We start from the raw sequence: 17,908 nt of genomic DNA, 5'->3' as shown, positions 1-17,908 counted from the left end.
GTCGAGTGGTTCGGTGCCCGGCACCGGCGGAGGTTCCGGTGGCCCGGGCGGTCGGGCCTGTGTCAACCGGTCCGCACCTGGCGGGTCTCCTGCCGGGCGACGAGGACGGCGATGATCAGCACGCTTCCGTTGAAGATGGGCTGCACCCAGAACGGCACTCCCAGCAGACTCAGTCCGTTGAACCCGATGGCCAGCAGGATGATCGCGACGAGTGCGCCCAGGACGTTGTAGTAGCCGGGCCGGTAGGTGGCCACCCCGAGGAACGCCGCGGCGTAGGCGGGCAGCAGCAGGTCGGGCCCGTAACCGGGGTTGGCCGATCCGGCCTGGGCGAGAGCGAAGTTGGACGCGATGCCCACGATCAGCCCTGCCGCGGCGAAGGAGGTCATGCGCATCCGGTTGGTCCGCACCCCGGCCAGGTAGGCCACGCGCTCCGAGCCACCGATGGCGTACCAGAAGCGGCCGTACGGGGTGTGCTCCAGGACGTAGAAGAGGATCAGGGCGAGCAGCAGGGTCAGCCACACCGCCAGCGACAGGCCGAGGAAGTCGTCGGACGCGAGGGACGTCAGGGCGGAGGGGATGTTCTCGAAGATGACCTTGCCGTTGCTGATGCCCTGGGCCCCGCCGCTGAGCAGGATGCCGACACCCAGGGTGGCGATGAAGGAACTTATCTTGAAGTAGACCGTCAGCACGCCGTTGACCAGGCCGACGAGCAGGCCGACGACCGGGCCCGCGCCGATGACGAGCACCGGATTGCCGGTGTGCTGGGCCACGACGGCTTCGAGCATCGCCAGGAAGCCGATGAGATACCCGACGGACAGGTCGAACTCCCCGATGATCAGGGGCATCAGGACGGCGAGGGTCATGGTCGCCGTGACGGCCTGCACGAGGGCGACGTTCTGGAGGTTGGCGGCGGTCAGGAACCGGTCGGAGGCAAAGGTGAAGACCACCACGAGCAGGGCGAGGAGCACCACTGTCTCGTAGCCGCTCACCCAGGACAGCAGCCGGGCCGGGGCGAGGCGTTCGCGTCCGGCGTGGGCGGACGCGGCATCGACGTGCCGGATGGTCTTGTCGGACATCACAGGGCCTTCGTCATGAGGTTCTCGGCGGTCATGGCAGGCCCGGAGATCTCCTCGGCGAGCTGCCCGTGGTGCAGCACCAGGACCCGGTCGCACAGTCCCGCCATCTGCTCGGGTTCGGTAGAGGTCATCAGGACGGCGACACCGCTCGCGCCGGCGTCGCGGATGGCGTCGAACATCACCTCGCGAGCGGCGGGGTCGACGCCGTAGGTGGGGTCGGCGAGGACGAGGACACGCGGACGCATGCGCAGCAGCCGGCCCAGGATGACCTTCTGCTGGTTGCCGCCGGACAGGCGGCCGAAGACAGTGGACGCGTCGGTGGGCCGCACGTCGAGGTAGGACACGACCTGCCGGACCGCCGCGCGCATCGCGGCCCGCCGGTGCCAGAACTTGCGCGCTTCGGGGAGGATCACGTTCTCGCTGACGGGGAGGGTGTGGATGCCGCCCTCGTGGAGCCGGTCTGCGGGCAGGAACACCAGACCCCGGCGGATCGCCACCCTCGGCGGCAGCGTGCCGGGCAGCCGGTGGCCGGCGACCTCGATGGTGCCCGCACGGCGCTGTTCCGCACCGGTGAGCAGCCGTGGCAGCTCCTCCAGGCCGCTGCCGCGCACCCCGATGACCCCGACGATCTCGCCCGGCATGAGGCTGAGGTCGAGTCCGTCGACATCGTGTCCGCTCAGGCCCCGCACATGGAGCACAGGACCGTTCTTCGGCTGCGGCACAGGGGCGCGGCCGCGGCTGTCGGCCGTGTGCCCCCACAGGGCGGCGATCCCCGTCACGCCCCGGGCGGCCTCGGTCCGCGCCCCGGCGTGCGCCTCCTCGGCCGGGCGCGCTGCCTGGGCGCTGCCGCGCATCATCCGTACGATCTCGGAGCGTTCCACCTTGGCGGCGGGCCCCGCCAGCACCAGCCGGCCGGCGTCGAGCACGCTGACCCGGTCCGCGTAGGCGAGCTCGGCAAGGCGGTGGGTGACGGCCAGGACCGGAAGGCCGCCGTCGGCAATCCCCCGCACGAGCCGCAGGAAGGGCTCGGCCTCGGCCTCCGGCAGAGCCGCCGTGGCCTCGTCGAGCACCAGCAGCCGCAGGTCCTCGCCGGCGGTGCGTACGGCCAGCTCCACGCTGAGCATGGCCCGCTCGGCACCGGTGAGACGCCCGGCCAGTTCCCGGCTGCGCCGCTCGATCGACAGGTCGTCGAGCAGCCGCTGGGTGTCGGCGCGAAGCTTTCGCCAGGCGATCCGGCCGGGCACCGCACGCGGATAGCCGGCGAACAGGGCCACGTTCTCGGCGATCGACAGCCGGTCCACCAGCGGGGCCTCCTGGTGGACCACGCGCACCCCGGCCGCCGCGGCGGCGGCCGGGCTCCATCCGCCGGTGACGTCCCGGCCGTCGACCAGGATCCGCCCGGCGTCGGGTACGTACACTCCCGTGATCGTGCGGACCAAGGTCGACTTGCCGCTGCCATTGGCGCCGAGCAGGGCGTGGATCTCGCCGTCCTCAACGGTCAGGGACACCTCGTTCAGAGCCGCGAAGGTCCCGAACCGCTTGGTGACGCCGTGCAGGGCGGCAGTCATCGGACATCACTTCCACAGTCCGTCGAATGTCTTGGGGTAGTCGAAGGAGGCATGCCAGTCGGAACCGGACGCGGGCACGTTGCCCTTGTCCAGCACGACGAAGGGCAGGTTCTCGCCGTGTGGCTCGGCCAGTGGCTTCTTGGTGAGCAGCCGCGATGTCTGGTCGAGCATCGCGTAGCCCATGTACCGGTTGTCGTAGGCGGCGTCGGCGACCTGGACGTGCGACTTGCGCACGAAGTTCAGGTTCTCCTGGCTGCCGAGCACGCTGATCAGGCGCACCTTGTTGCCGAGGCCGGCCTGGGCGATCGCCGGCACGACCGCAGCCGCCGCCGGGTCGTAGGGGATGAAGATGTAGTCGACGTCAGGATGCGAACGCAGGTAGCTGACGACCGACTGCGGCAGCACCTGGGCCACCTGGTTCCCCGTGAAGTAGCGCAGCGGCTGCACGGTGCAGTCCTTGCACTTCTTCAGTTCGTCCAGCAAGCCCTTCTGCAGGGCCAGCACGGACGGGAACTCCTTGTCGGAGTAGACGACGATGTTGGCCTTGCCCTTGGAGTCGGCCTGCACCCACTGCGCGGCCTTCGTCCCGAGAGCGGCGTAGTCGGGCCCGACGTCGAAGGCGTAACCGAGGTTGCTGCCGGTCGGCTTGATGGGCGGGTTGGGCGAGTCCAGACCGTTGGATCCCGCGCCCACCGGAACGCCGGCGTGCTTCGCGGCCCTCAGCCCGTCCTGGACCGCGTTCGGGTCGATGGCGATGTTGAGGATGATGTTGGCGCCCCAGGACAGGGCGTTGAGCATCTGGGCGTTCTGCTTGTCCGGCGTCCCGCCGCCGTCCAGGACCCTGACCTGCCAGCCGAGCTGCTTCGCCGCCTGTTCGGCGCCCGTGGCGGGCGACACGCAGCCGCTGAGGATGCTCAGGCAGGTGATGACGGCGACCTTCAGGTGCTTGGGGGTGGTGACCGGTGCGGTCGGACCCTGGTACTTGGAGGGTGATTCGGTGGTCGCCGCGCGATGCAGGTCGCTCCACTGGTCGGTGGGCAGACCGCCGCTGAAGGACGCGGTGTCGTGATCGCCGCGACCACTGCCCGAGGCGGTCTGGGCGTGCGAGGCGGCACCGGCCCACACGGTGCCGGTGGCGAGGACGGCCGCCACCGGAAGGGCGAGGACGGTCCGGCGTATGTGTCGTCCGCGGGTGGTCTTCATGATGGTGCGTCTCCTGTGACGGACGGATGGGTGGATCAGGCGACAGCGACGGGCCGCACGGGCGAGCCGGTCGCGCCGGTGATGGGGAGCGGGAGACAGAGCAGCAGGAACTCATGGACCGCGGCCGCGGCGAGTTCCTCGAGGTAGACCCATTCCATGAGGGGGATACCGAGGTCCCGGATCAGGAGCCGGTGCACCGGCTGGGGTTCGCCCGGGACACCGGAGGGGGAGACCTCGACGGCTGCCGTGTCACTGCCGACGGCGGCCGGCCGGTACTGGGCGAGCATGCGCGCACCGTCCAGGTCGAGCCCGGCTCCCTGGACCGTGGCCATCGCCCCGGTGTCCGGCCAGTGCTTCATGGTGCCGGTGCGCAGCAGCAGCACGTCGCCCTCCTCGATCCGCACCTGCTGCCGTGTCAGCGCCAGCAGGATCAGGTCCGGGTCGATGTGCTGGTGGGGCCGCAGCGTGTCACGTCCCAGCGCGCCGGGCGCGTCCACGAGGACCGCCCTGCACAGCAGGGGCGGCAGCGTCGACGCGTCGTGGGTGAGGGGGCCGTGGTCGCCGAGGTACTCGTGGGCCGAGTAGCCGCCGTACCACTCGTCGTTCTCCCCGGACGTGATGTGCGCCAGGGCGTCGACATGGGTGCCGGAGTGGGCGCAGAACGACAGGATCTCGGAGATGAACCCGAACCGGGAGGCGTTGTCCCGCAGGAACTCCAGTTCACCGCGGGCGCCTTGGGCACGCTCACCGGCCGGTGTCCGGAAGGTGAGGACCTGGAACGGCGGGTGACCGGGCGCGAGCGGCATCCCGGGCCACCAGCCGGAGGACAGGTCGAACACCCGGCCCTGACCGGCCAGGGCCAGGACGGAGGGGTCCACGCGCAGGCCGGTGGGGCGGTGCGCGGAGGGATCCATGTCTGGATCGATGGGGCGCCGGTGCGCGGAGGTGTTCACTCAGATCACCCCCAGGGACTTCAGCCGGGCGATCTCCTCCTCGGACCGTCCCAGCAGGTTCCCGTAGACGTGGTCGTTGTCCTCGCCCACCAGGGGCGGCGCCTTGCGCACCGACCCGGGAGAGGCGTTCATCTTGATCGGGATGCCCGGCAGACGCAGGGTGCCGAGGACCGGGTGCTCGACGTCGAGCATCATCTCCCGCGCCTTGATCTGCTCGGAGTCGACCACTTCGGGGATGTCGCTGACCTTCCCGAACGGAATGCCGGCCTCCTGCAGGACGTGCGCGATCTCGTCGCAGGGACGGCTCTTGGTCCAGGCGGCGACGGCTTCCTCGAGCTCCTCGATGTGCGCCATACGGCCCGGAACCGAGGCGTACCTGTCGTCGGCCGCCAGGTCCTGGCGGCCGATCGCCCGGCACAGCCGGGGAAAGAGGGGGTCGGTCCCGGCGTGGATGTACACGTAGCCGTCGGCGGCGGGAAAGACGTTGGCCGGGCCGGTGAGCAGGTCGCGGGAGCCGTTGCGCCGCGGATGCTCGCCCAGCATGGCGTAGGCACTGGGCCGAGTGCCCAGAGAGGCGAACAGCGCGTCCAGGGAGGCCACGTCGACGTGCTGTCCTTGCCCGGTGCGGTCCCGGTGCAGCAGGGCGAGCATCGCCCCCATCGCTCCGTGGAACCCGGCGATGTAGTCAGCGATGTACGTACCCGTCAGGGTGGGCTCGCCGTCCGGCGGACCGGTGAGGCTCATCAGCCCGGACGTGGCCTGCGCGATGGCGTCGAAGAGGGCACGGCGGGCGAGCGGCCCGGTCTGCCCGAAGCCGGAGATGGACACCAGGATGATTCCGGGGCGCAGCTCCTCCAGCCGCCGGTAGGGCAGGCCCATCGCCTCCATGGTGCCGGGACGGTAGTTCTCCACCACGATGTCGCTGCGCCGGACCAGGTCCTCCAGGAGCGCCCGTGCCTCGGGGCGGCGGGTGTCCAGCGTGGCCCCGTACTTGTTGCGGTTGTAGACCATCGTGTACACGCTGTGCTGCCGGTGGAACGGCGCGTGCTTGCGGGCGTCCTCGCCGCTGGGCCGTTCGATCTTGATGACCTCGGCGCCCATGTCGCCGAGCAGCTGGCAGCACAGCGGTCCGGCGATGAACCGGGACAGGTCCAGCACCCTGATTCCGTTCAGTGCACCGGAAGCGCCCGTGTCTCGGGCGGTGCTGCTGTCGGTCATGATCAGCCCTCCTCCGGCTCATAGGGGCGGAAGGCGGGGTAGGTCCAGGCGTTGACGCTCTGGTCGATGGGGACGTCGAAGAGGGCGGGCGTGCGGCCCTCCAGAGTTTCCGCGACGTGCTCGGCGAGCTCTTCCAGGCCGGTGGTCCGCTCGGCCGACAGGCCGAGACCGCGGGCGACCCGGGCGTAGTCCGACGGCCCGAAATCCACGCCGATGGTCCGGTTGTCGTAGTGGACGATCTGTTCCTGGCGGATGTTGCCGTAACCCGCGTCGTTGAGTACGACGACCGCGACGCGGCCGCCCACCCGGACCAGCGTCTCCAGCTCCGCCAGACTCATGCCGAGCGAACCGTCCCCGACCAGGGCCAGGACGGGGCGTTCGGGGGCGGCCACGGCGGCCGCGACGGCGGCGGGGACGGCGAAGCCCATGTTCCCGAAGCCCACCGGCTTGATGTAGCTGCCCGGCTGCCGGATCTGCCACAGGTACGACCACACGCCCGGGTTCCCGGCGTCCGGGATGAGCAGGGTCTCGTCGGGTGCGACCGAGCGCAGCCGTCGTACGACCTCCGCGGGCGACAGACCCTCCGTCTGCGCCGGCTCCACCACAGCGGCCGGCTCCTTCCACCAGAGCTCTTCGGCCTCTTTCAGCTCGGCTATCCAGGCCGAGCGGCGGGCGGAGAACTCGTCGGCCCGGCCGGCCAGCAGACTGTGGAGTTCCTCCAGCGTGGCCCTCGCGTCCGCCACCACCCCGGTGGTCCGGCGGCCGTAGTAGCGGCCGAGCATGGCGGGGTCCACGTCGATCTGGATCACGTGCGGCAGGTCCATCCGCCACCGGCCCGTCGAGACGGCGTTGAGGCTGTTGCCGACCGCGAGCACCAGATCGGCGTCGGCCATGACACGGCTGGACAGCCGGGTGCCCATCCGGCTCAGTGCCCCGAAGACCAAGGGGTGCGTGGTCGGGACGGTCCCGATGCCGTTGAACGTCGTGATCACCGGTATCCGCAAGGCCTCGGCCAGCGCCAGGGCGGCCCCGCCCGCGCCGGAGCGGTTGCAGCCGTTGCCCAGCCACAGCACCGGCCGCTCGGCCCGCGAGAGCCGCCCGGCGACATCGGCCAGCGCGCGCATATCGGCGCGGGGCCGCTGCACCACCCACCGGCGCATCGGATGTTCCCCCTCGGGCACCGATGCGTCCGCCTCGGCCACCGGCCCCTCGATGGTGTCCCGGGCGAAGTCCAGATGAGCCGGCCCGGGATTGCCGGACATGGCGTTCAGATAGGCCTCCTCGACGGCCTGGCACAGGGCGCTCGGGTGTGCCACCAGGCGGCTGAACTTGGTGAGGGGCCGGAACAGCTCGACGTGATCGGCGTTCTGGGCGTCATCCCGGTGAATGTTCTCGCCCGCGTTGTTGCAGGTCAGCACCAGCATCGGGCTGGAATCCCGGACCGCCCCGCCCACCCCGGTGAGGAGGTTGGTCGCCCCGGGACCCGTCGTCGCCAGACAGACCCCCGGCGTCCCGGTCAGCCGGCCGTAGGCGTCCGCCATGACGGCCGCCGCGTTCTCGTGCCGGGCGGTGACGAAGTCGATCACCGGCGAGGCCAGGATCGCGTCCGTGATGGAGAGCGTCTGACCGCCCGGCACCCCGAAGACCGTCCGGACGCCCAACGACTCGAGCATCCTCACGACCAGCTCTCCACCGGTGACCGATCCAGACATGGCCCCTGCCTTCATTCCGCCGCGCCCCACCCGAAAACTATCTAGTTGTCTAGATATGTCCATTGATGGCGTATGTGAGGCATATGTCAAGAAGGGATTGCTGGACGATCGTCGCGGCCCCCGGGGGCGGGGGACCGGCGCTCATACCTGTAGGCATCGGACGCGATGCCCCAGGTGTGGGGCGCGACTGAGGACGAGGCGCTCGGTCTTCGGGTCCCTCACGCCGGGGCCGTTCCCAGCGGGGTCCGAGATGGTCAGTGGGGAGCGAGGCAGGCTTCGAGGGCGGCTCGCTGTTGCGGCGGCAGGTGGTCGCCCAGCGGGACCTTCCGCGGGCTGTGACCGCCCTCGCAGAGCCAGCTCTGCTCGTCATCGTCGTACCACCAGTCCTCGGCTCCCCACATGGGGTGCCCCTGAAGCAGGTGCCTGGCCAACGCCTCGCTCGCCGCGGGGGCACCGTTGGCGACCAGAGCCTCGACCACCGCAGTCACGGCCTCCTCCGGAACCGCAGCGTCGCCAAGAACAGGCAGAAGAAGGAGGAGACGGGCGTGCGAGTCGGTAACGCCTTCCGCGCCCGGTGGTGCCTCGAGCAGGGCGGCAAGCTCAGGCCAGCACAGTCCAGGGCCGATGCGGTCCTGATCGTCGCTGGCCAGGACGAGATCCTGGCTCCAGTCGGGATGGGTGAGGAAGTAGTCCCTGGTCGTGAACTCCTCGCCGCTGTTGAAGTGCACGACGACCGTGAAGCCGCCGGCCAGCGGCACCGTGAACACGGGCCACGCCGACGGGTCATGGAGCGTGTCCAGCATGGCCTCCGCGTCGCCCGCGTCCGATCCGAAGGCCTCCGGCGCGAACCCGTCAGCCAGGTCCACCAAGTAGGCGGGCCAGAAACCGGGTTCATCCAGGAGCGGGTGCCCGTCCGCGACAGGGGACGAGAAGTACCAGTGCCGTGTCATCGCCATGCCGGGATTCTCTCCAGGCCCCGTCGGAGCCGTACGCAGACCCGGGCTCTCCCGGCCGATCGACGTGACAGCACCGGCATTTGACCGGGCTGGAGTGCCGGCCTCGGCTCGTGTCCGGTGGTGTACGCTGTGCGGTCATGAATACCGGGACGGCCTTGCGCCACACACGGATCGGTGACCCGGGGCTCTTCTGAGCGCCGTACGGGCCGATTCGGGCCCGCTGTTTGATCGAGACTCTTGCGCTGCTGCGCGGGCTCCGCCTCCGTCGTGTTGATCACAGGCTCTGCACATCAACCACGACAGGAGCATTCATGCCCACCAAGACGCTGCGGATTCCCACCACGGGCGGCCAGGCCGACGCCTTCGCCGCTTTCCCCGAAGGTGGCGGGCGGCACCCAGGGGTGCTGATGTACGCCGACGGCTCCGGCATCCGCCCCGTGCTGCGCGAGATGGCCCGCGAACTGGCCGGGCACGGCTACTACGTGCTCGTCCCCAACTCCTTCCACCGGCACGGCCCGGCACCGCTGGTCGAGCTTCCCGAGTACATCGGAGAAGAGGCCCGGCCCGCGGTCTTCGCCCAGCTGATGCCCCTGATCGAGGCCCACACCGCCGAACGTGTCCTGAGCGACGCCGACGCCTACCTCAGGTTCCTCACCACCCAGCCCGAGGTCCGCACCGGACCGGTCGCGGTGACCGGCTACTGCATAGGCGGCCTCTACGCGATGCGCACCGCTGCGGCCCACCCCGACCAGGTGGCGGCCGTGGCCGCGTTTCACGGTCCCGTGGGGGTCGATGGGGCCGACCTCTTCTCCAAGCTCACCGCCCAGGTCCACCTCGGCCATGCCGAAGGCGACATGACGCCTGAGGTCCTCGGCGAGCTCAACCGGGCCCTGGATGCGGCAGGTGTCGGCTACACCTCCGAGATCTACCCCGGCACCGTCCACGGCTTCACCATGTCCGACACCGACGCTTTCAGCGCCTCCGGGCTGAAGCGCCACTGGGACCGCCTGCTCGCACTCCTGGACCGCACCGTGGCGGACAGCTGAGGCTCCAGCCCGGGCTTTCGAACGCTCACGAGGGGTGCGCGGTAGCGTGCCGTACCTCTCCATCCGACCCGTCGTGGTGCATGAATCCATGCCGCGTCCGGGCAAGGCTCGTCATGACGGTGTGGTCGGCCACCGGTTGGCCGCCGGGATGCGGCTTCGCGCCTACCGGAAGCCGAGGTGAGGTTCGGTACCGGCCAACTCCGTGCCGGCGGACCACAGGTGAGCGGCGACGGCCGGGTCGGCCAGGTGGGAGGGAACGGGCTCACGTCGCGGTTTGCCACGCAGGCCGAAGACCCGCGGCCCCCACAGCTGCCCTCCTTGCACCTCGGGGTCGAGGACGGCACGGACGATGGGCCATGCTCCGGCGTCCTTGCCTTGCACCAGGAGCGCGCAGGGCAAGGCGCGCAGCCGCACATCGGGGAGTGTCACGGCTACCGGCGGGCGGGAGGGGGTGAGGGAGTCGAGTGCGCCACCGGGGTGCGCCACCACACTGAGCACCGTGCTTCCGACGGCACGCAGGCGGCGATCGAGTTCGAAGCCGAAGCACATCGGCGCCAGCTTCGAACGGGCGTAGGTGCGCTTGGGCCGATAGTCCTGGGACGACAGCTCGGCGAGGTCCAGTGGAAGGTGCCGCACACGCGCGCCGGGGACGCGCGAGCGGATCGAGGCCATGGCGGCGTCGGCCCTCGCGCGGTCCCGGCTGCCGAGTATGACGACCGCGCCGGTGGCGGCGAGCTGCTCCGCGGCGAAGTAGCCGATCCCGGCATTACCCCCGGTGACCAGGAAGGTCCGGCCCTCGGCGGACGGCAGCCGGTGAACGTCTCACGGCCGGCTCCGGGATGCGGAAGACACGATGACGGGCTCCTTGCGCTCTGAGGCAGCGTGCTCATGAAGAACACCGACCCGCCCAAGAAGCCCCTAGTAGCTGTCGTAGGTGGGCTTGCCGTTCGGCCGGTAGACGCCGACGATGGTGCCCCCCTTCGTCGTCGAGACGCTGACCGGCTCCAGCGCCGTGGGGATCGCTCCGTCGGCGAACAGCCGCTTGCCGGTGCCGATGATCACCGGATGGATGGTCAGCCGGTACTCGTCGACAAGGCCGTGCCGCATGAGAGTCTGGGCGAAGTCACCGCTGCCGACGACGTTGATGTTGCCACCGTCGGACTCTTTCAGGTTGCGTACGGCGTCGACGATGTCGCCCTCCAGCAGCGTGGAGTTCTGCCACTCGAGGGACGTCAGGGTCCGAGACGCCACGTACTTCTGCATGCTGTTCATCCGGTCAGTGAACGGGTTGGCGGGATCGGCGGTCGGCCAGTACGACGCGAAGATCTCATACGTCTTGCGGCCGAGCAGCATCGCGTCGGAGGGCTCGTACCAGCCGGAGATGGCCGCGCCGACCTCGTCGTCGGACACCGGCTTCTGCCAGCCGCCGTGCTCGAAGCCGCTCTGAACGTCCTCGTCCGGACCGCCTGGCGCCTGCATGACGCCGTCCAGCGTCAGGAACGTGCAAACGATGATCTCGCGCATGGTGCGCTCCTTTCGTCGGCAGGTAGACCGCACGACCGCCATAAACTCATCGGTGGAACCCCGGCGGCGCGCGAGTCGGGCCCGTGAGGTGCGGAAGTGCTGGTGGGGCTGCTGCTGGACGTCGAGGACACGGCGGTGACCCGGCAGACGGCGGAGGCCCTGGCCCGGGGGGCAGGGTTCGTACGAGGTGCCGTCCCTGAGCATGATGTCGAGCGGCCGGTGCGCCTCCCGCGAGGGGGGTGCACCGGCCGCCGGTGGAGACGTAGGCCTTGTGATCAGTTCTTACGGCCCTTGAGACGTCGTACGTCGAAGGACCAGATGCCGCGGCCGTGCGTGGCCGCGTACAGCTTGCCGTCGGGGCCGAGGCGCAGCTGCATCACGACCGTGCTCGGCAGGGCGTGGCCCAGGACCTCCCATTGGGTGGCCCCTGCCGGGCGGTAGAAGGTGGCCAGGTCGGTTCCGATGGCGAGGCCGCCGTTCGGGAGGAGCTTCACGGTGTTGGCGGGAACGTCGGGCAGGTTGGCGGAGACGTCCGTCCAGTCGGCGCCGCCGTTCCTCGACTCGAAGACGTGGCCGACCCCCGCGCCGGGGCCCTCGGTCCACTTGCGGGAGAAGCCGTTGATCGCCACGAAGACGTGCTGGGCGTCGGCCGGGTCGATGTCGAAGCCGGAGACATAGCGGTTCGGAACGGTGCCGTCGACCGGCAGGTTCAGCTGGTGCCAGCCGGTTCCTCTCCCAGACTTCGTCCGGGAGGTGCCCCCAGCCTCGCCGACCGCGATGCCGCGGGTGAAGCCCTGGTTGTTGCAGGGGCCGCACCAGCCGACATAGACCGTGCCGCCGGAGGACGCCACAGCGGTGGCCACGTGGCCCTCACCGAGATCGTAGGCGTTCGTCCACTCCTTGCCGGAGCGGATGGCGAAGCCCTTGGTGTTCACCCACACGTGCCGGCCGCCGGCGATCCAGGTGCCGGTGTTCTTGGCGTCGGCGGTGATCGGCGCGATGAAGCGGGCGCCCGCGCCGCCCTGGTCCTTGTCCGGCGGGGCGACCTCGTACTCGGTGGCCTTGGCCGGGTCGGTCGTCCACGAGCCGTCGTTGACACCGCAGTTCTGGGTGACCCACATGTCGAGGTAGACGTATTCCTCGGCGATGTTGCAGCCGTTGGCGGGGTCGGCGATGGTGTCGCCGCCGTCGCCGCCGAAGTCGGAGCCCATGACCTTGTCGTGGCCGCGCAGGATCGACTGGCCGTTGTCCTGCAGGCCGCCGGTCACCGAGACGCCACCGCCCGCGAGGTCCTTACCGACGCCCACCGAGTAGTACTGGAGGGTGTCGAGGGTGCCGTCGCTCAGGGACTGCCAGTCCTTGGCGTGCCCGCCGGAGTCGACGGCGCCGTTCAGCGGGCGGCGGTAGATGCCGCCGTCGTTGCCGACGTACGCCCAGGTCTTGCCCTTGTAGCTGCCGATCGCGACCGCGTGCTGGTCGGAGTGCGTGGTGGGTGAGCAGTCGCCGGTCTGCTTGGCCGGGTCGATGCTCCAGCAGGGGAAGGGGAAGTTCCAGTACGGGCCCGGGGTGGTCCAGGTCGAGCCGCCGTTCTTGGTCTCGAAGACCTCTTCCAGGCCGAGATAGAGGTGGTCGGCGTCGGCCGGGTCGACCTGGAGGAACTGGTTGTACCAGGACTGGATGCCAGGCTGGTAGCCGTCGCCCTGGAGGGCGGAGCCGGACGCCTTCAGCTTGGTGTAGTCCGCGATCAGCGTCCACGGGCCGAACGGCGAGCCGTTCTTGGACACGTACACGCCCTTGAGCCCGCTGTCCGGGTTGGCGGCCGTCTGCGCCGGGGACTGGTCGATGGCGTACAGGCGCGATCCGTCGGCCGCCGCGGCGAACGTCATGTTGCCCACGTCGTCGCTGCTGGTGGGCAGATCTCCGAGGCCGCTGACCGGCTTCCAACTGCCGTTGCCCTGCTTGGCGTAGAGCCCGTTGTAGGTGTCGCCGCCGCGCCAGCCGACCGCGAGCAGGACCTTGTCCGGGTCCTTGGGGTCGAAGGCGATGTCGTTGGCGATGTTCTTGTACGGCGCGCTCGGGTCGTCCGCCTTGGAACCGCCCGGCAGATACTCCGGGTTGGGCGCGAACTCCCGCTTCCACGGCCCGGACAGCGTGGTCGTGGAGTGCGACCAGACGCCGGTGCTGGTGGCGGCCCACACCTTGGTGCCGGCGAAGCGCAGCGCGTGGATGACCGTGGACTCCAGTTCCGCGCCGCCGACGCGGTCGCCGGGCTGGAACTGCCCGTGGCGCGGGTCCTTCAGGACGTACACGCCCGTACCGACGAAGGACGTGGCACCGGTGTTGGACTCGCCCGTGGCGTACCAGAGCCGGTTCCCGCCGTCCAGGGCGAGCGTGCCGGTCGACAGGGAGGGCAGCTTGTCGGCGATCGGTTTCCAGTGCCCGCCGCCGGTCCTGGACCGGAAGACACCGCCGTTGGCGCCACCCGCGTACACGTAACCCTGGCTGTCGGCGGCGATCCCGGTGATGCGACCGGTCACCTGCCCCGCGCCGCCACTGGAGTTGGAGTTCACATCGCGGTAGCGGGGGTCGTCGGAGTCGTACGGCTTCTTGGTGACGTGGTCCCAGCTGCCGGGCGTGTGCCGCATGGACTGCAGCTGTTGCCAGGCAGCGCCGTAGGCGCCGGGCGCGACCACGCCGGGCGCGGTGCGGGCCTCGGTGAACTGGGCGGTCGCCTCGGCGGAGTTCTCGGCCTCGTCGGCGCCGTCCTCGTCGCCTTCCGGGGTGAACGCGGACATGGCGTCGCCGGCGTGCACCGCCTTGATGTGCTGCCGGCCGATGGCGGCCTGGTGGTGCGCCTGCCAGGGCCGGGGTCTGGTGTCGCTCGACGCCGCGAACGACTGGGTGCTCACCAGTCCGAAAGCGGCAGCCACGACGGTGCAGGTGATGAACCGTCGCTGATGTGTCGGGGGCAGCATGCCCTCTCCTCCCTGCGCCACGGTGCATGGGGGTGTCCCGGGCGCAGGGGGGATCTTGGCGTGAGCACAACAGTCGCACAAAGGGGCTCAGGCGAAAAATGGCGCGGTGTTTACCTTTCGGCCCATCGGGACCCGAACCTCCGCCGAACCACGGCTACTTCGGGCCGTCGACGGTGCCGACGAGATCGGCCAACCTCGCTACTTCATTCAGGCTTCCTTGTCAGCGAACCTGGTCATTCTGCGGCTCGATGTCTTTGACCCTGGTCGGAGTTCCGTCCGGGGCGAACGGGTGGTGGAAGGTGAAGGCGTGCGGTGCGGAGCCGTGGTCGTGGAGATGCTCGAGCCTGGAGACCCCGTCCTGCCAGGTGGGTAGCACGTCGTCGGAGATCCACCAGGCGACGTGATTCGCGTGCCCTGTCCTCTCGAACCAGTCGTAACGCCTGTTCAGCGCCGCACGGTGCAGACCGGTGTAGACGGCGTCGAAGGCGGGGCGCAGGCCGGTCCAGAGCGAGAGGGTCGCGGCCAGGGCGGTGGTCTCCACGGTACGGCCCTTGTCGTACCAGGTCGGTACGGCGAACTCTCCCCATGCACCCCAGTCCGCCTCGAAGAGCAAGCCCCGGTCGCCGTCTGCCGCTTCAGCCCGCGCGAGGTACCCGGGGTGCTGACTGATCTCCCGGTAGACGTCCTCACCAATGTCGTAGAACTCGCGCGTGAGAGGTGCGGGATCGGCGAGCGGTGACTTCAGGACGCCGAAGGTGTACAGCGCAAGATGGGGCATGCGTCTCTCCCTGGTTGGGGTGCCTGGTGTGGACCCGATTCAGTTGCTTACGCCTGGGCGCGAGGTTCGTGGGGCGTGAGCGATTCATCCCGCCGCGGGCGGTTCAGAGTGAAGGAACTCCCGTCCGACCGTGGGCGATTGCCGAAGACCAGGCGAAGGTAGCTGGCTCTGCGAGTCATGTCGAAGTTGCGTTTTCCCTGTCCGAGTGGCCTCGTGCACTGGTCATTGCGGGGGCCGGGGCCGGGGCGGTGACGGGAGGGGCAGGCGCGGGGTGCCGTTGATCCACTTCAGCCGATCCGTTCGCCCGCCATGCCCGTCCGCACCCCTGTCCGAGAGCCCTGAGTGCCGCCGAACGCGTGCGGCCAGGTCTGCCGCCTGGTCCTCTTCCAGCGGTGCGGCTGGCGTGAAGGTGACCGAGGACCGCACGGCCTGTTGCGGACCCGAGCCGGTCGAGGTCGACGTGAACTTCGGTTCGGCCCTCTACACCGCTGACGATCGCGACACCCTGCCCGCAGAGGCCGTCGCCGTCTCGCTCGGCTGCGGCAACCCCATCGCTGTCGCCGAACTGCGCGACGCGAGCGCGTTCTCGACCTCGGCTCCGGCGGCGGAATCGACGTCCTGCTGTCCGCCCGCCGCGTCGGACCGACCCGCAAGGCCTACGGGCTGGACGTGACCGAGGAGATGCTCGCGCTGTCCCTGGCCAACGCCGAGAAGGCGGCCGCTACGAACGTCGAGTTCCTCAAGGGCACCATCGAGGCGATCCCGCTGCCCGCGAACACGATCGACGTCGTGATCTCGAACTGCGTGATCAACCTGTCCACCGACAAGCCCGCTGTCTTCGCCGAGACCTTCCGCGTGCTCAAGCCCGGCGGCCGGATCGGCGTCTCCGACGTCGTCGCCGACGGCACCCTCACGCCCCGGCAGCGGGCCGACCGCGGCGACCATGCCGACTGTATCGCCAGGGCGTTGTCCTTCGCCGAATACCGAGCGGGCCTGGAGGCCGCCGATTTCACGGACGTCTCGATCACCCCGACGCAGGTGGTCGCGGACGGCATGCGCTCCGCCATCGTCCGGGCGGCCAAGCCGGCGCCCGCAGACACCTCCGCGGCGGGGGATGAGGCGGTCGGCGTGTGCTGCGGCGTCAATGCCTGCCGCACCTCGGCCGAGAACTCCGCGGACCCCATCCTGGCTGTCTCCGAGGCAAAAAGTGCCTCGGGGTGCGGCTGCCACAGCTGACGGCGGCTGCCGGGCGAGCCCCGACGGTGTCCGGCAGCCCGAAGGCTATGCGCGCTCCCTGGGCAGGGTCTGGGTCACGCGCCACAGGCGGCGCGGCAGGTCCCCCTCCTCGAAGGCCTGGACCTCATCGAGTGTCCAGCCGTCGGCGAGGGCGTCGACCATGGCGCGGCCGAAAAAGTGCACGGCGAAGCCGCCGTGTTCGAAGATGTCGTCCCCGTGCGCAATCCCGGCACCGTAGTGAGCATCGCCGGTGTGCCGGACGGTGTAGACGAAGATCCCGCCGGGCCGCAGGACGCGTCGTACCTCGCCGACCGCTGCCCGGATCTCCTCCGTGGACAGCGCCATGCACAACAGCATGTGCGCGAAGACCGCGTCCACCGAGGCGTCCGGCAGGGGCAGCCGTGCACGGACATCGTGCACCGCAGTCGTCACACGGCCTGCCACCCCCTGCTGCCGCGCGTCGGCCCGCAGCTGCTCCAGACCGGTGGGGGAGAAATCGGTGGCCTGGACGGTGAAACCCTCGCGGGCGAAGTACAAGGTGTCACGGCCGTGGCCGGCCCCGAGTTCAAGGACGTCACGGACTCCGGCCGCACGGAAGACTGCGGCCGCGTGCACTGCCGGGGCCGACGGCTGCCGGCCATACATCCCGGGATGGCCGCTGTAGGTGCTCTCCCAGTGCGCGCGCTGCATCTCGGCCAGGTCCTGCCCGTCGTCGCTCACGGTCCCCGTCCTTTCGAGTCCTGTCGCGACCGAGCGTATGCCGAGCGCCGAGGCCGGAAGCCCCGGCGCCGGGCCGGGTGAGGTGTCGAAGGTCGGTGGTGAAGAGGGGGAGTGTCTCGTAAGTGGGCGCTGCGTCCTCCAGGCAGCACGACGAAGGAGAGCGATGACGCCGGCTGACCGGCCGAAGACGCTTCCCGTCTGGCGTGCACCCCAGAAAGGTGTCCGGCCGCTGCTCCGATCTGGTGGGCCACGGAGGCGCAGCTGCGTGACCTCTTCAGCGAGGGCCGGCGGACCTCTTCGACACGCCTCCGGAGGTTTTGGCGCAAACGATGGCGCTGGTTCAGCAGGTTGCCGGGAAGATGAGGACCGAGTTGAAAGCCGGAGGCGTGAACATCCTGAGATGAACGCCGGCGTCCTCTGGGCCTTCGCCGCCCTCCGGGCCTTCCCGGAGCCAACGCTCACTACCCCTGCCGAGGCGAACACGGGGACCGGCGCGCCGCCGCCCAGCGCCACCTCCTGAACCGTTTCCTCGGCCGGCTCCACCACCGCCTCCAGACCCGGCAGCACTGCGACGACGTCCGATGCTCCTGCTGCAGACGGTACTTGAGCAGCACTTCGGCGGCCTACAGGTGCAGGACGGCGTCCTTCAGGTCGCGTGCACTGACCCGCTGCCACTCCTCCTCGTCCCTGGCTAGGGCGTTTCCTTCGGATCACCTTCAACGGTCTTGTCCGGCCTGGATACGGTGACGGCATGACGACAATCCTTCGGCACCCCCGACCTGGATTCATGTGGGATTGGTGGGCAGTGGACGCTCAGGGCTTCCTCGTGCAGTTCAGTGGGGGGGGGCGGCTCCTGAGCATCTGCTGGTGCATGTGGACCGTGTCGGCGCCGCGGCTGCATGGGCCGAGGAGAACTGTCCCGCATGGTTCAACGATGCTCCCT

At 69.9% G+C, this 17,908-nt stretch carries 13 protein-coding genes and 2 pseudogenes; 3 read left to right on the top strand and 12 right to left on the bottom strand.

The annotated features are described in order from the left end of the window. Positions 1-62 precede the first annotated feature (62 nt). The 7 genes from ACZ67Q_RS14570 to ACZ67Q_RS14540 all read right to left on the bottom strand — a co-directional run bounded on the left by ACZ67Q_RS14570 (position 63) and on the right by ACZ67Q_RS14540 (position 8,686). Complete coding sequence (locus tag ACZ67Q_RS14570) at positions 63-1,076, bottom strand: ABC transporter permease (protein WP_471181175.1); 1,014 nt, start codon at positions 1,074-1,076, stop codon at positions 63-65. Beyond that, entirely contained in the window at positions 1,076-2,644 is a 1,569-nt protein-coding gene (locus ACZ67Q_RS14565) for an ATP-binding cassette domain-containing protein (RefSeq protein ID WP_471181171.1), read from the bottom strand. Before ACZ67Q_RS14565 ends, ACZ67Q_RS14570 begins: the two co-directional genes overlap by 1 nt. Before the next feature lie 6 nt (positions 2,645-2,650). Then, on the bottom strand, positions 2,651-3,847 hold the full coding sequence (locus tag ACZ67Q_RS14560) for a sugar ABC transporter substrate-binding protein (protein ID WP_471181168.1): 1,197 nt from the start codon (positions 3,845-3,847) through the stop codon (positions 2,651-2,653). Between the two features lie 35 nt (positions 3,848-3,882). Continuing rightward, on the bottom strand, positions 3,883-4,761 hold the full coding sequence (locus ACZ67Q_RS14555; RefSeq protein WP_471181166.1) for a cyclase family protein: 879 nt from the start codon (positions 4,759-4,761) through the stop codon (positions 3,883-3,885). Positions 4,762-4,800: 39 nt separating this feature from the next. Continuing rightward, positions 4,801-6,018 carry a CaiB/BaiF CoA transferase family protein gene (locus tag ACZ67Q_RS14550; protein WP_471181163.1) on the bottom strand — a complete coding sequence of 406 codons (1,218 nt, stop codon included), beginning with the start codon at positions 6,016-6,018 and terminating at the stop codon, positions 4,801-4,803. 2 nt (positions 6,019-6,020) lie between these two features. After that, the gene (locus ACZ67Q_RS14545; RefSeq protein WP_471181160.1) at positions 6,021-7,730 is read right to left on the bottom strand and encodes a thiamine pyrophosphate-binding protein; all 1,710 of its coding nucleotides are present in this window, start codon (positions 7,728-7,730) and stop codon (positions 6,021-6,023) included. Positions 7,731-7,984: 254 nt separating this feature from the next. After that, positions 7,985-8,686 carry a hypothetical protein gene (locus ACZ67Q_RS14540; protein ID WP_471181159.1) on the bottom strand — a complete coding sequence of 234 codons (702 nt, stop codon included), beginning with the start codon at positions 8,684-8,686 and terminating at the stop codon, positions 7,985-7,987. A gap of 311 nt (positions 8,687-8,997) precedes the next feature. Here ACZ67Q_RS14540 and ACZ67Q_RS14535 point away from each other — a divergent pair, with 311 nt between their 5' ends. Continuing rightward, positions 8,998-9,732, top strand: coding sequence for a dienelactone hydrolase family protein (locus tag ACZ67Q_RS14535; RefSeq protein ID WP_471181156.1), 735 nt, complete (start codon positions 8,998-9,000; stop codon positions 9,730-9,732). 162 nt (positions 9,733-9,894) lie between these two features. Here the strand turns inward: ACZ67Q_RS14535 and ACZ67Q_RS14530 are convergent, their stop codons facing one another. The 4 genes from ACZ67Q_RS14530 to ACZ67Q_RS14515 form a co-directional block, all read right to left on the bottom strand. Then, positions 9,895-10,542 (bottom strand): SDR family NAD(P)-dependent oxidoreductase, encoded by a 648-nt coding sequence (locus ACZ67Q_RS14530; protein WP_471181925.1) that lies wholly within the window; start codon positions 10,540-10,542, stop codon positions 9,895-9,897. Between the two features lie 108 nt (positions 10,543-10,650). Further along, a complete protein-coding gene (locus ACZ67Q_RS14525; RefSeq protein ID WP_471181153.1) occupies positions 10,651-11,256 on the bottom strand; it encodes a dihydrofolate reductase family protein in 606 nt (201 codons plus the stop codon). A gap of 275 nt (positions 11,257-11,531) precedes the next feature. Then, positions 11,532-14,231 carry a beta propeller repeat protein gene (locus ACZ67Q_RS14520; RefSeq protein ID WP_471181151.1) on the bottom strand — a complete coding sequence of 900 codons (2,700 nt, stop codon included), beginning with the start codon at positions 14,229-14,231 and terminating at the stop codon, positions 11,532-11,534. Between the two features lie 220 nt (positions 14,232-14,451). Then, entirely contained in the window at positions 14,452-15,009 is a 558-nt protein-coding gene (locus ACZ67Q_RS14515) for a DUF3291 domain-containing protein (protein WP_471181149.1), read from the bottom strand. Between the two features lie 403 nt (positions 15,010-15,412). Here ACZ67Q_RS14515 and ACZ67Q_RS14510 point away from each other — a divergent pair. After that, a pseudogene (locus tag ACZ67Q_RS14510) lies at positions 15,413-16,104 on the top strand (methyltransferase domain-containing protein); the annotation flags it as partial. Between the two features lie 186 nt (positions 16,105-16,290). Here the strand turns inward: ACZ67Q_RS14510 and ACZ67Q_RS14505 are convergent. Next, a complete protein-coding gene (locus tag ACZ67Q_RS14505) occupies positions 16,291-16,965 on the bottom strand; it encodes a class I SAM-dependent methyltransferase (protein ID WP_471181146.1) in 675 nt (224 codons plus the stop codon). A 400-nt stretch (positions 16,966-17,365) separates the two neighbouring features. Between ACZ67Q_RS14505 and ACZ67Q_RS14500 the strand changes: the two are divergent. Further along, positions 17,366-17,547, top strand: a pseudogene (locus ACZ67Q_RS14500) (IS110 family transposase); the annotation flags it as partial. Positions 17,548-17,908 lie beyond the last annotated feature (361 nt).

The organism is Streptomyces sp. NPDC036813, assembly GCF_055609245.1.
The sequence above is the reverse complement of the archived record's forward strand: the minus strand, read 5'-3'. Positions and strand labels throughout refer to the sequence as shown.